The sequence below is a fragment of the Micromonospora sp. NPDC047812 genome, from assembly GCF_040704175.1.
Taxonomy (GTDB): Bacteria; Actinomycetota; Actinomycetes; order Mycobacteriales; family Micromonosporaceae; genus Micromonospora.
The window spans coordinates 377974-391424 of the sequence record NZ_JBEYRY010000003.1 but is presented as its reverse complement, the minus strand read 5'-3'; the positions used below and the strand labels follow the sequence as shown (position 1 = coordinate 391424).

The window sequence follows — 13451 nt, the reverse complement described above, 5'->3', positions numbered from 1 at the left end:
CCCGTCGGGTCACCCCGGCCGAACGGTTCGCCGTCGGCGGCGATCTGACGGGGTCGCCGGTCCGGTAACCTCGCTCGGGTGACGGACGCGAAGATGCCCCTGCGGGCAAAGGTGGCCAGCTCGGTGTCGCGGACCGCCGCGGCGCTGTCGCGGGCCGCGGGGCGCGGTGACGGCTCCGTGATCGGCGGCTGGATCGGCCTGAAGATCGACCCGGACCTGCTGGCCCACCTGTCGGCCGGGCGTGCCATCGCCCTGATCTCCGGCACCAACGGCAAGACCACCACCACCCGGCTCACCGCGGCGGCGGTCGGCGTGCTCGGCCGCGTCGCCACCAACTCGTTCGGCGCCAACATGCCGACCGGGCACACCTCGGCGCTCGCCAAGGCCGGCAGCACGCCCTACGCGGTGCTGGAGGTGGACGAGCACTACCTCGCCCAGGTGCTGGACGCCACCGAGCCGCACGTGGTGGCGCTGCTCAACCTCTCCCGCGACCAGCTCGACCGGGCCAAGGAGGTCGCCATGATGGCGCAGCTCTGGCGCGCCGCGCTGGTCCGGCACACCAACGTGCGGGTCGTCGCCAACGCCGACGACCCGATGGTGGTGTGGGCCGCCACCCCGCCGCCCAACCACGACCACCGCATCGCCCCGCCGCACGTCACCTGGTTCAGCGCCGGGCAGCGCTGGCACGACGACTCCTGGGTCTGCCCCGAGTGCGGCTCCACCATCCAGCGCTCCGGCGACCAGTGGTGGTGCAGCGGCTGCCCGCTGCGCCGGCCCGAGCCGCAGTGGACGGTGGAGGACGACGGCGTGCTCGACCCGACGGGCGCCTGGCACAAGGTCAAGCTCCAGCTCCCCGGCAAGGTCAACGTCGGCAACGCCGCGACCGCGCTGGCCGTCGCCGCCGAGTTCGGCGTCCGGCCCGTGGACGCCGTGCTCCAGCTCGGCACCGTCACCTCCGTGGCGGGCCGCTACGCGCAGGTCGACCGGGACGGGCGCAACATCCGGCTGCTGCTGGCGAAGAACCCGGCCAGCTGGCTGGAGGCCTTCGACATGGCCGACGTCGCCCCGACACTGCTCTCCATCAACGCCCGGGACCCCGACGGGCTGGACACCTCGTGGCTCTTCGACGTCGACTTCGCCCCGCTACGGGGCCGGCAGGTGCTGATCACCGGCGACCGCGCGTACGACCTCGCGGTCCGGCTGGAGGTCAACGACGTGCCCTTCCAGCATGTGCGGACATTCGCCGACGCCGTCCGGTCGGTGCCCCCGGGGCGCCTGGAGGTCATCGCGAACTACACCGCGTTCCAGGACATCCGAGCGGAGTTGGACCGTGTCAACTGAGAGCCTGCGCATCGTCTGGATCTACCCCGACCTGCTCTCCACCTACGGCGACCGGGGCAACGCCCTGATCCTCGCCCGCCGGGCGCGGCAGCGCGGCTTCCCGGTCGAGGTGCTGGAGGTGCGCTCCGACCAGCGCCTGCCCTCCACCGCCGACATCTACCTCATCGGCGGCGGCGAGGACGGCCCGCAGGCGCTCGGCGCGCAGCGGCTGCTCGCCGACGGCGGCCTGCACCGGGCGGTCGCCCAGGGCTCGGTCGTGTTCGGGGTCTGCGCCGGCTACCAGCTCCTCGGCACCTCGTTCTTCGCCAAGGGCACCCTCTGCGCCGGGCTGGAGCTGCTCGACCTCTCCTCCGACCGGGGGCCGACCCGCGCCGTCGGCGAGCTGGCCGGCGAGATCGACCCGCGGCTGGGCGTGCCGGCGCTGACCGGGTTCGAGAACCACGGTGGGCGCACCCACCTCGGCCCGGGGGTCTCCCCGCTGGCCCGGGTCACCGCCGGGGTCGGCAACGACGGCGCCACCGAGGGGGCGTGGCGGGGCAAGCTGCTCGGCACGTATTCGCACGGCCCGGCCCTGGCCCGCAATCCCGCCCTCGCGGATTTGCTGCTGCGCTGGGCCACGGGTGCGCACCAGCTCCCGCCGCTGGACGACACCTGGCCGGATCGGCTGCGCACCGAGCGCCGCGCCGCGGTGGCCGCCGCCGCCCGGGCATGATCCCCGCCGTCCGGCGGCTGCTGCGGCAGCCGTCGGCCGTCCGGTTCGCCCTGCTGCTGCTCCTGCTCGTCACCTTCGGAGCGGTGCTGCTCGTCGTCGACCTGCCCGACGCGCAGCAGCTGCCCCGGCTGGCGGACCGGCTGGGCGATCTCGCTCCCGTGGCGGCGGTCCTCGGCGGGGCGCTGCTGCTGGTCGCGCTGGTCCCCCGGACCTTCATCACGCTCGCCTCGGGGGCGATCTTCGGTGCGCTGGAGGGCGCCGCGTACGCGCTGGGCGCCGCGCTGCTCGCCGCGGCGCTGGGCTTCACGGTCGGCCGCCTGCTCGGGCGGGAGTTCGTCGCCGCCCGGGTACGCGGCCGGCTGGCCCGGCTGGACGGCTGGTTCGCCCGGCAGAGCGTCCTCGGCGTGATCACCGTACGGCTGCTGCCGATCGCCGGCTTCGGGCTGGTCAGCTACGGCTACGGCACCACCGGCGCCCGGGTGCTGCCGTTCCTCGCCGGCAGCGTGATCGCCTCCGCGCCCACCGCGTTCGGCTACGCGGCGGTGGGCGCGGCGGTCACCTCCCCGGGCGACGTCAACTGGTTCGGCGCCGCTCCGGCCGCGCTCGGCCTCGTCGCCAGCGTGGTGCTGATCCGCCGCTGGTGGCGCGCCGAGCGGCAGCGCCGGCTCGGGCCGAGCTGAGGCCGGCGTGCGCAGCGGGTCGCCCGGAGCGGGCGAGGGCACCGGGCCGGAACACCAAGGGCGGCAGCCGAGCGGCGCCACCGGCCGCGTCGACCCGACCGTCGCCGAGGAGCGGCTGCGCGGCGGCTTCATCGCCGAGGTGGTCCGGGTCGGCGACACCGTCCGGCGTACGCCGCCGGAGAACGCCGAGTTCGTCGCCGCGCTGCTGCGGCACCTGGAGCGGGTGGGCGCGGACGTCGCGCCCCGCCACCTCGGCACGGACGAGCAGGGTCGGCAGGTGCTCAGCCACGTCGACGGCCGGGTGCCGTGGCGGGACAGGGAGGATCCGGCGTACTTCGCCGACCCGGCGCTGACCCGGCTGGCCGAGCTGGTCCGGCGGCTGCACGACGCCTGCGCGGGCAGCCCGCTGGCCGGGGACGCCGAGACGGTCTGCCACCGCGACCTGTCCCCGAAGAACACGGTGTACCGGGACTCCCCCGCCGGCCCGCTGCCCGTGGCGCTGATCGACTGGGACCTCGCCGCGCCCGGCCGGCGGGTCGAGGACGTCGCCTTCGCCGCCTGGCACTGGGCGGCGCCGGGGCCGGGAGCCGACCCGGTGGAGCTGGGCCGGCGCGCCCGGCTGCTCTGCGACGCCTACGAGGCGGCCGGCACGGGGTCGCTCGCGCTGCCCCGCGCCGAACTGGTCGACGTGATGCTCGCCCAGATCGACGGGACCTGGCGCGGGATCGCGGCCGGCGCGGAGCGGGGCGACCCGGCCATGCGCCAGCTCCGCGAGGCGGGGGTCGCCGACATGGTGCACGGCTGGTACGACTGGCTGGCCGAGCACCGCCGGGTGGTCACGGCCGCGCTGCGCTGACCCGCTCCGCGCCGCGCGGCGGCCACGGCGTGCTGACCGGCTCCGCGCCCGCACGGCGGCCACGCTGCGCTGACCGGCTCCGCGGCGCACCGACCGACGGCCACGCTGCGCTGACCGCCCGGAGCGCGCCCGCCCCACCCGGTCGCGCGCCTCATCCCGCCGGGGAGACCAGCCCCGCCTCGTAGGCGGCGATGACGAGGTGCACCCGGTCGCGGGCGCCCAGCTTGCTGAACAGCCGGGCCACGTGCGCCTTGGCGGTGGCCGCGCTGATCACCAGCTCGGCGGCGATCTCGCCGTTGGACAGGCCCCGGCCGACGAGCGTCAGCACCTCGCGCTCCCGCTCGGTGACGCCGTCGAGGGCCCGGGTCGGGGCGGCGGGGGCCGGCCGGCGGGCGAACTCGGCGATGAGCCGGCGGGTGACCCCGGGGGCGATCAGCGCGTCCCCGGCGGCGACCACCCGGACCGCGCCCAGGATGTCGTCCAGCGCCATGTCCTTGACCAGGAACCCGCTCGCGCCGGCGCGCAGCGCGGCGTGCACGTGTTCGTCGTCGTCGAAGGTGGTGAGCACGAGAACGCGGGTGACGCCGCCGTGCGCGGTGATCGCGCGGGTGGCCTGGATGCCGTCCATGCCGGGCATCCGCAGGTCCATCAGCACCACGTCCGGCACGACCTCGCGGGCCAGCCGCACCGCCTCGGCCCCCGTGCCCGCCTCGCCGACGACGTCGATGTCGGGGGCGTCGGCGATGAGCACCCGCAGGCCGGCGCGGACCAGTGGCTGGTCGTCGACGAGCAGCACCCGGACGCTCACCGCTCCCCCGCCCCGGTCCGCGACCCGGCCGGCTCCACCGCCGCCGGCGGGACCGGTGACACCGCCGTCGACGGTGGCACCGGCAGCGACGCCGCCACCCGGAAGCCGCCCTCCGGGCCCGGTCCGGCGTGGAACCGGCCGCCAGCCAGGGCGACGCGTTCCCGCATACCCACGATGCCGTGCCCCTCGCCGCCGACCGCGCCGCCCCGACCGTCGTCGACGACCTCCACGGCGACCTCGTCGGGGAGGTGCGTGACGGTGACCCGGCACCGGCCGCTGCCCGCGTGTCGTACCACGTTGGTGAGCGCCTCCTGCACGATCCGGAACGCGGCGAGGTCGACCTCGGCCGGGACCGGCCGTCGTTCGCCGTCGCGCCGCAGGTCCACCCGCACCCCGGCGTCGGCCGCGGCGGCGACCAGCCGGTCGAGGTCGTCCAGCCCGGGCGTCGGATCCAGCGACGCCGACTCCGACTGCGGGCGGCGCAGCGCGCCGAGCGTACGCCGCAGGCCGGCCAGGGTGTCGCGGCTGGTCGCCTCGATGGTGGCCAGCGCGGCGCGCGCCTGCGCCGGCTGGGTGTCGATGACCCGGGCCCCCACGCCGGCCTGGATGGCGATCACCCCGATGCTGTGCGCGACCATGTCGTGCAGCTCGCGGGCGATGCGCAGCCGCTCGGCGGTGACCGCCTCGGCGGCGGCGTGCGACCGCAGCGCCTCGGCGTAGCCGCGCCGGGCCCGCACCGAGTTGCCGACCGTCCACGCGGTGACGACCGCAAGCACGGAGATCATGGCGCGGCTCACCGGGTCGGTCGAGGGGTTCACGAAGCTCGCGGTGATCTGCACGGCGAGCACCACGACGGCCACCGGCACCGAGACGCGGCGCGACCTCCTCGCCGCGATCAGCCCCACCACCGTGTCCACCGCCAGGAACTGCGCGTACCAGATGTCGGCCAGGTAGCCGTCCTCCGGGACGTTGACGACCACGGTGACCACGCACGCCGCGACGAGCATCAGCGCCAGGACCAGCACCGGCCGGCGGCGCAGCAGGCCGGCGGGCGGGGCCAGGGCCAGCAGCGGCACCAGGTAACGCTCGGAGAGCCACCAGTCGCCGAACCCCACGCCGTCGCGGCTCGACGCCACGACCGGGGCCATGAGCACGGCGACCGGCAGCACCGCGACGCCGATCCAGGGCAGCACCGCCCGCACCAGCGCCGGGGCGCGGCGCGGCGGCGGTGCGGTCGCATCCATGCCGCACACGGTAGCCAGCCCGCCGCCGCCCGGGCATCGGCCCACGGGCGTACGCCCCGGGGCGGGTCGCCGGCCGCCGGGTGTGGCCGCCGGGGCGACGCCCCGCCGCCCGCCGCCCGGCAGCGTGGGTGGAGTGATCGAACTGAACGCCCTGACGAGACGGTACGGCCGCACGACGGCCGTCGACGACCTCACCCTGACCGTGCGCCCCGGCCACGTGACCGGGTTCCTGGGCCCCAACGGGGCCGGCAAGTCCACCACGCTACGGATGATCATCGGGCTCACCGCGCCGACCAGCGGCACCGTCACCGTGGACGGGATCCGGTTCGCCGACCGGCCGCGCGGGCTGCGCCACGCCGGCGCGCTGCTCGACGCCGGGGACGTGCACGGCGGGCGCAGCGCCGTCGCCCACCTGTCGGCCCTGGCCCGCAGCAACGGCATCGGGCGCGCCCGGGTCGACGAGGTGCTGCGGGAGGTGGGCCTGTCCGCCGTCGCGCGGCGGCGCATCGGCGGCTTCTCGCTCGGCATGCGGCAGCGGCTCGGGATCGCCGCCGCGCTGCTCGGGGACCCGCCCGTCCTGCTCTTCGACGAGCCGTTCAACGGCCTCGACCCGGAGGGGGTGCGGTGGGTACGGGACCTGTTCCGGCGGCTGGCGGCCGAGGGGCGCACGGTCTTCGTCTCCAGCCACCTGATGAGCGAGATGCAGAACTGCGTCGACCGGCTCGTGGTGATCGGCCGGGGCCGGCTGATCGCCGAGCAGAGCCTCGCCGAGTTCGCCGCCGGGAGCACCCGCGCCGCCGTGACCGTCCGTACGCCCGACGGGGCGACGCTGTCCGAGGTGCTCACGGCCGAGGGCGCGCACGTCCGACCGGACGACGCCGGGGCGCTCGTCGTGACCGGCCTGACGGCCGCGCGGATCGGCGACCTCGCGCTCGCCCACGGCGTCGGGCTGCACGAGCTGACCACCCGTACCGCCTCGCTGGAGGAGGCCTTCATGGCACTCACCGCCGACAGCGTCGAGTACCTCGCCGGGGAGGGGACCCGATGACCGCCGTGACCGGGCCGACCCGCCGACCGGCCGTGACCGGGGCGCCGGTCCGCTTCCGCGACCTGCTGGCCGCCGAGTGGATCAAACTCTGGTCGCTGCGCTCGACCCGCTGGACGCTGCCGCTGGTCCACCTGTTCGTGGTCGGGGTCAGCGTCAACGCCAGCCTCGCCGACCACCGGAACTGGCCGGCGTACCCCGAGGGGCGCCGGGAGATGTTCCGCCTGTACGGGCCGGTGCGCGACGCCTTCCCCGAGGCCGGCTACCTGCTGCTGATCCTCGCCTCGGCCACCATCGGCGCGCTGACGATCGTCGGCGAGCAGCAGAGCGGGCTGATCCGGGCCACGTTCGCCGCCGTCCCGGCCCGCCGCGCGGTGGTCGCGGCGAAGGCCGCCGTACTGGCCGGGGTCATGCTCGTGTTCGGCACGGTCACCGCGGCGACCTCGTTCTGGGTGTCCCAGGCGATCCTCGCCGACCGGGGCGCCGGCTGGTCGATCGGCGAACCGGGGGTGCCGCGCGCCGTCGCGGCGAGCGCCGTGCTGGTGCCCGTGTGCGCGCTGGTCGGGATGGGTCTGGGCGCGCTCGCCCGACACGCCGCCGGGGCCGTGGCCGCGGCCACGGCGGTACTCGTGCTGGTGCCGATGGCGGTGGACAGCGACGAGCACCGGTGGATCGCCGAGCTGTACAACGCCCTGCCGCTGACGGCCTGGCTGCGCCTGATCGAGGTGCACCCCGACGTCCTCAACCCGGATCCGTACCCGGCCACCGTCACCGGCTCCTGGCTGACCCTGGCCGCCTGGTCCCTCACGGCCACCCTCACGGCGATCACCCTCACCCACCGCCGCGACCCCTGACACACCCGGCCCCCCGCGCCCCACCCCGCCCCGGCGCGTCGATCATGCAGTTCCGGTGGCCGGTTCATCCCGGCCCGGGGACTTCGTCCCCACCACAACTGCATGATCGACGCGAGGGGTCGGGGCGGGGTCAGGCCACCACGGAGACCATGCGGCCCTTGATGACGATGACCTTGCGGGGTTCCTTGCCGGCCAGGGGACCGGCCACCGCCTCCAGGGCCGCCGCGCGGACGGTCTCCTCGGACGCGTCGGCGGGGACCTCGACACGGCCCCGCACCTTGCCGTTGATCTGCACCGGGTAGGTCACCGTCTCCGCCACCAGCAGCGCCGGGTCGGCCGTCGGGAAGTCCGCGTACGTCAGGGAGGTGTCGTGCCCCAGCCGGCGCCACAGCTCCTCGGCGACGTGCGGGGCGAACGGCGCCAGCATCAGCACCAGCGGCTCGGCCACCTCGCGCGGGGTCTCCGTCAGCCGGGTCAGCCCGTTGGTCAGCTCGATCAGCTTGGCGATCGCGGTGTTGAACCGGATCGCCTCCATGTCGCCGCGGACCCCGTCGACCACCTTGTGCAGCAGCCGCCGGGTCGCCTCGTCCGCGGGCGCGTCGGTGACCCGCAGCGCGCCGGTCTGCTCGTCGACGACCGCCCGCCAGACCCGCTGCAGGAACCGGTACGACCCGACCACCGCCCGGGTCTCCCACGGACGGGACACCTCCAGCGGACCCATCGACATCTCGTAGACGCGGAACGTGTCCGCCCCGTACGCGGCGCACATCTCGTCCGGCGTGACCACGTTCTTCAGGGACTTGCCCATCTTGCCGTACTCGCGGTTGACCTGGGTGTCGCCCAGGTAGAAGCCGCCGTCGCGCTCGGTCACCTCCTCGGCCGGCACGTAGGCGCCCCGGGCGTCGGTGTACGCGTACGCCTGGATGTAGCCCTGGTTGAACAGCTTGCGGAACGGCTCGAACGACGAGACGTGCCCCAGGTCGTACAGCACCTTGTGCCAGAACCGCGCGTACAGCAGGTGCAGCACGGCGTGCTCGGCGCCGCCGACGTACAGGTCGGTGCCACCGCAGTCGCCCTCGCCGCGCGGCCCCATCCAGTACGCCTCGTTCTCCGCGTCGACGAAGCGCTGCGAGTTGGTCGGGTCCAGGTAGCGCAGCTCGTACCAGCACGAGCCGGCCCACTGCGGCATCACGTTGGTCTCGCGGGTGTAGCGCTTCGGGCCGTCGCCCAGGTCCAGCTCCACCTCGACCCAGTCGCGGCGGCGCGACAGCGGGGTCTCCGGGTTGCTGTCGGCGTCCTCCGGGTCGAACGTGCGCGGCGAGAAGTCGTCCACCTCGGGCAGCTCGACCGGCAGCATCTCCTCCGGCAGGGCGATGGCCGCTCCGGTCTCGTCGTACACGATGGGGAACGGCTCGCCCCAGTAACGCTGCCGGGAGAACAGCCAGTCGCGCAGCCGGTAGGTCACCGCGCCGGTGCCGTGCCCGTTGGCCTCCAGCCACTCGATGATCCGGGCCTTCGCCTCGGCCACCCCCAGGCCGTTCAGGTCCAGGCCGCGCTCGGGCGCGGCGCTGTTGATCGCCGGACCGTCCCCGGTGTACGCCTTGCCGTCGAAGCCCTCCGCCGGCTGCACGGTACGCACGATCGGCAGCTCGAAGACCTCGGCGAACGCCCAGTCCCGCTCGTCCTGGCCGGGCACCGCCATGATCGCGCCGGTGCCGTAGCCGGCCAGCACGTAGTCGGCGACGAAGACCGGGATCCGCCCACCGGTGACCGGGTTGGTGGCGTACGCCCCGACGAAGACGCCGGTCTTCTCCTTCGTGTCGGCCTGCCGCTCGACGTCGGTCTTGGCCGCCGCCGCCTTGCGGTACGCCTCCACGGCCGCGCGCGGGTTGGCGTGCCCGCCGGTCCACGCGTCCTTCGTCCCCTCGGGCCAGGCGGCCGGCGTCAGCGCGTCGACCAGCTCGTGCTCGGGGGCCAGCACCATGTAGGTGGCGCCGAAGACGGTGTCCGGCCGGGTCGTGAACACCCGGATCGGCGCGACAGTGGTCGGGAAGTCGACGTGCGCGCCGGTGGAGCGGCCGATCCAGTTGCGCTGCATCAGCTTGATCGGCTCGGGCCAGTCCAGCGTGTCCAGGTCGTCCAGCAGCCGGTCGCCGTACGCGGTGATGCGCATCATCCACTGCTTCAGGTTGCGCTTGAAGACCGGGAAGTTGCCGCGCTCGGAGCGGCCGTCGGCGGTGACCTCCTCGTTGGCCAGCACGGTGCCCAGCCCCGGGCACCAGTTGACGGGCGCCTGCGAGACGTACGCCAGCCGGTGCTCGTCGACGACGGCCCGGCGCTCGGCCACGGACAGCTCCGCCCACGGCCGCCCGTCGGGCGTGGGCCGGTTGCCGCCCTCGAACTCGGCGATCAGCTCGGCGATCGGGCGGGCCCGCTTCGCCCCGGTGTCGTACCAGGAGTTGAAGACCTGCAGGAAGATCCACTGCGTCCAGCGGTAGAAGTCGGTGTCGATGGTGGCCACCGAGCGGCGCTCGTCGTGGGCCAGGCCCAGCCGGCGCAGCTGCGCCTTGTAGCGCTCGATGTTGGCCACGGTCGTGGTCCGCGGGTGGGTGCCGGTCTGCACCGCGTACTGCTCGGCGGGCAGGCCGAACGCGTCGAAGCCCATCGCGTGCAGCACGTTGCGCCCCGCCATCCGCTGGTAGCGGGCGAAACAGTCGGTGCCGATGTAGCCCAGCGGGTGCCCGACGTGCAGGCCGGCGCCCGACGGGTAGGGGAACATGTCCAGGACGTACAGCTTCTCCGCCCCGGCGCGGGGGTGACCGGGGTCGGCCAGCGGGCCGGTCGGGTTCGGGGCGTGGAACGTCCCCTCCCGCGCCCAGGCGTCCTGCCAGCGCTGTTCGATCTCCTCGGCCAGGGCCGCGGTGTACCGGAACGGGGGAATGTCGGCCGGTGCTGCCTCACTCATGGCGTCTCCTCGCTTCGCTCGTCGCCGCCGGCCACGCCGCGGCCGGGCTGGGTGCTGACCTCGCTCGGCGCGGTCATGTCGGTCTGGCTCGGGTCTGTCCGCCGCCGGCGCCGCGCCGCCCGAGGGCCGGCGCCGGTGCCGGGTGCCGACCACCGGGGCGTCCGGCGGAGGGCACAAAAAAGCCCCTCGCGCAGGAGGGGCCGCCGTGCTGTCGCGCGTCAGCGCATCAGCACGGCCCGGTAAGAAGCAGGAAGAATCCGGCCATGACCGGGAGTGTACCCCGCCGCCCGGTCCCGCACGTCGCCCGCCGCCACGGGTCGGGACGGCGACCCCGGACGGACGCGGGCCGCGGCACCCCTTCGTGATCATCACCGGCACCGAGCGCGACGGCCCGATCCCCCGACCCGGCGAATATTCGGTGCGTAACCGACCGTCTACCTGCGGGGGTCGGCGACAGCGACAAACATGGTTAGCCTGAGAGACCAGTGAGATTTCTGCGGCAGACGAGGCTCGACGTCGCGAACCCTACGGCGGGTCCAGCTGCTCTATACAGAGCTGCCGTCCGGCGACGAGGAGGAGGCCCGTGACACAACAGACCTGGGACGAGGTGGGCGGCGCGTTGCCGCACGACGAGTTCCGTGCCGCCAGCGAAGCCATCGTGTCGAACATCGAGCAGGTCATCGAGGGCAAGACAGCCACCGTGCGGCTCGCCCTGGCCGTCCTGCTCGCCGAGGGCCACCTGCTCATCGAGGACGTGCCCGGGGTCGGCAAGACCAAGCTCGCCAAGGCCATGGCCCGGTCGATCGACTGCTCCGTGCGCCGCATCCAGTTCACCCCCGACCTGCTGCCCAGCGACGTCACGGGGGTCAGCGTCTACAACCAGGAGACGCACGACTTCGAGTTCCGCCCGGGTGCGGTCTTCGCCAACCTGGTCGTCGGCGACGAGATCAACCGCGCCTCGCCGAAGACGCAGTCGGCGCTGCTCGAGTGCATGGAGGAGCGCCAGGTCACCGTCGACGGCGTCACCTACCACCTCCAGACGCCGTTCATGGTCATCGCGACCCAGAACCCGATCGAGATGGAGGGCACCTATCCCCTCCCCGAGGCGCAGCGCGACCGGTTCACCGCCCGCATCGCGATGGGCTACCCGGACCCGAGCGCCGAGCTGGCGATGCTCGACGGGCACGGCGCGACGGACCCGCTGGACGAGCTGCGTCCGGTCTCCGACGCCAACACCGTGCGGCAGCTGATCAGCCACGTCCGGCAGGTGCACGTCGCCGACGCCGTCAAGCAGTACGCGATCGACCTGGTGACCGCCACCCGCGAATCCGCCGACCTGCGCCTGGGCGCCTCCCCCCGGGCGACCCTCCAACTCCTGCGCACCGCCCGCGCGGTGGCCGCCCTGGAGGGGCGCGACTACGTCCTCCCCGACGACCTCCAGGTGCTGGCCGTGCCGGTGCTCGCGCACCGGATCATCCCGACCGCCGACGCCCAGCTCGCCCGGCGGACGACCGACGCGATCGTCTCCGAGCTGGTGCACCGGCTGCCGCTGCCGCACGACCGCGGACGCTCCCCGTACGACACCCGCCCCACGGGCGAGGGCAACGGCCGAGCCACGTACGAGCCGCGGAGGCGGTGACGTGCGCGACGGGCTGCGCGGGCTGACCACCCGCGGCCGTTCGTTCCTGGCGGCCGCGGTCGCGGCGGCGGTCTCGGCCGGCATCCTCGGCGAGAAGGACCTGCTCCGGGTGGCCGTGCTGCTGGCCGTCCTGCCGCTGCTCGCCGCCGCCTACGTCGGGCGCAGCCGCTACAAGCTGGCCTGCAACCGGTCGCTGGACCCGCACCGGGTGCCCGTCGGGGCCAGCTCCCGGGTGGTGCTGCGGTTGCAGAACATGTCCCGCCTGCCCACCGGCACCCTGCTGCTGGAGGACCGGCTGCCGTACGCGCTGGGCAGCCGGCCCCGGGTGGTGCTGGAGCGGCTCGGCGCCCACCAGGCCAGCTCGGTGGCCTACACGGTGCGCGCCGACGTGCGTGGCCGCTACGAGGTGGGCCCGCTGGTGGTCCGGATGACCGACCCGTTCGGGTTGTGCGAGCTGAGCCGCGCCTTCCCGAGCACCGATCATCTGACCGTCATCCCGCAGGTCACCCCGCTGCCCTCGGTGCGCCTGCCCGGCGAGTACGCCGGCAGCGGCGACAGCCGGGCGCGCTCGGTGGCGGTGCACGGCGAGGACGATGCCGCCACCCGGGAGTACCGGGTGGGCGACGACCTGCGCCGGGTGCACTGGAAGTCCACCGCGCGCACCGGCGAGCTGATGGTGCGCCGGGAGGAGCAGCCCTGGGAGAGCCGCGCCACCGTCGTGCTGGACACCCGCGCGTACGGCCACCGCGGCGACGGGCCGACGGCCTCCTTCGAGTGGGCGGTCTCCGCCGCCGCCAGCATCGCGGTGCACCTGCGGCAGGCCGGCTACAAGCTGCGTCTGGTCACCGGTTCCGGCGCGGACGTGGACGCGTCCGAGGCGGCCGGCGACGGGGTGCTCCTCGACCACCTCGCCGAGGTCCGGCTCGACAAGAATGGCGAGCTGACCACGCTGGTGCAACGGGTCCGGCAACGGGCGGACGGCGGCCTGATCATCGGCCTGTTCGGCTCCGTGAGCACGGCCGAGGCCGAACTGCTGGCCGGGCTGCGGGGCAACGGCGCCACCTGCGTCGGTTTCCTGCTCGACAGCTCCACCTGGCTCAACCTGCCCACCAGGGCCCGGGCCGAGGCCGACCACGCCCACGGCGCCGCCGCGCTGGCCATGTTGCAGAGCGGCTGGCGGGTCATCGGCGTCGACCACGGCACGCAGTTGCCCGCGCTGTGGCCGCAGGCGGCCCGCGGCTCGCAGGGCTTCGCGCTGCGGGCGGCCATGGCCGAGACGGTGGCCGGCGGCATGCGATGAACGGAAG

At 74.7% G+C, this 13451-nt stretch carries 11 protein-coding genes; 8 read left to right on the top strand and 3 right to left on the bottom strand.

Translation table 11 applies throughout. The annotated features are described in order from the left end of the window. Positions 1–93 precede the first annotated feature (93 nt). The 4 genes from AB0883_RS16815 to AB0883_RS16800 are packed head-to-tail and all read left to right on the top strand — an operon-like array spanning position 94 to position 3589. Positions 94–1341: a MurT ligase domain-containing protein gene (locus tag AB0883_RS16815; protein WP_121400920.1), complete on the top strand. Its 1248-nt coding sequence runs from the start codon at positions 94–96 to the stop codon at positions 1339–1341. After that, entirely contained in the window at positions 1331–2053 is a 723-nt protein-coding gene (locus tag AB0883_RS16810; RefSeq protein ID WP_366642052.1) for a glutamine amidotransferase, read from the top strand. Before AB0883_RS16815 ends, AB0883_RS16810 begins: the two co-directional genes overlap by 11 nt. Further along, on the top strand, positions 2050–2733 hold the full coding sequence (locus tag AB0883_RS16805; protein WP_366642051.1) for a VTT domain-containing protein: 684 nt from the start codon (positions 2050–2052) through the stop codon (positions 2731–2733). Before AB0883_RS16810 ends, AB0883_RS16805 begins: the two co-directional genes overlap by 4 nt. Before the next feature lie 7 nt (positions 2734–2740). Further along, positions 2741–3589: a phosphotransferase gene (locus AB0883_RS16800; protein ID WP_366642050.1), complete on the top strand. Its 849-nt coding sequence runs from the start codon at positions 2741–2743 to the stop codon at positions 3587–3589. A gap of 151 nt (positions 3590–3740) precedes the next feature. Here AB0883_RS16800 and AB0883_RS16795 read toward each other — a convergent pair whose 3' ends face one another. Together AB0883_RS16795 and AB0883_RS16790 are read right to left on the bottom strand one after the other, a co-directional pair. Beyond that, on the bottom strand, positions 3741–4397 hold the full coding sequence (locus tag AB0883_RS16795) for a response regulator transcription factor (protein ID WP_366642049.1): 657 nt from the start codon (positions 4395–4397) through the stop codon (positions 3741–3743). Continuing rightward, positions 4394–5641 (bottom strand): histidine kinase, encoded by a 1248-nt coding sequence (locus AB0883_RS16790; protein ID WP_366642048.1) that lies wholly within the window; start codon positions 5639–5641, stop codon positions 4394–4396. The genes AB0883_RS16795 and AB0883_RS16790 overlap by 4 nt, the downstream gene beginning before the upstream one ends. Positions 5642–5765: 124 nt before the next feature. Here AB0883_RS16790 and AB0883_RS16785 point away from each other — a divergent pair, with 124 nt between their 5' ends. Together AB0883_RS16785 and AB0883_RS16780 are read left to right on the top strand one after the other, a co-directional pair. Further along, positions 5766–6689 (top strand): ABC transporter ATP-binding protein, encoded by a 924-nt coding sequence (locus tag AB0883_RS16785; protein ID WP_366642248.1) that lies wholly within the window; start codon positions 5766–5768, stop codon positions 6687–6689. Continuing rightward, complete coding sequence (locus tag AB0883_RS16780) at positions 6686–7540, top strand: hypothetical protein (RefSeq protein ID WP_366642047.1); 855 nt, start codon at positions 6686–6688, stop codon at positions 7538–7540. The genes AB0883_RS16785 and AB0883_RS16780 overlap by 4 nt, the downstream gene beginning before the upstream one ends. 130 nt (positions 7541–7670) lie before the next feature. Here AB0883_RS16780 and leuS read toward each other — a convergent pair whose 3' ends face one another. After that, positions 7671–10505 (bottom strand): leucine--tRNA ligase, encoded by a 2835-nt coding sequence (gene leuS, locus AB0883_RS16775; RefSeq protein ID WP_366642046.1) that lies wholly within the window; start codon positions 10503–10505, stop codon positions 7671–7673. Between the two features lie 583 nt (positions 10506–11088). On the opposite strand from leuS, the gene AB0883_RS16770 reads away from it, so the two are divergent. Together AB0883_RS16770 and AB0883_RS16765 are read left to right on the top strand one after the other, a co-directional pair. Then, positions 11089–12144, top strand: coding sequence for a MoxR family ATPase (locus tag AB0883_RS16770; RefSeq protein WP_366642045.1), 1056 nt, complete (start codon positions 11089–11091; stop codon positions 12142–12144). A gap of 1 nt (position 12145) precedes the next feature. After that, positions 12146–13444, top strand: coding sequence for a DUF58 domain-containing protein (locus AB0883_RS16765; protein WP_366642044.1), 1299 nt, complete (start codon positions 12146–12148; stop codon positions 13442–13444). Positions 13445–13451 lie beyond the last annotated feature (7 nt).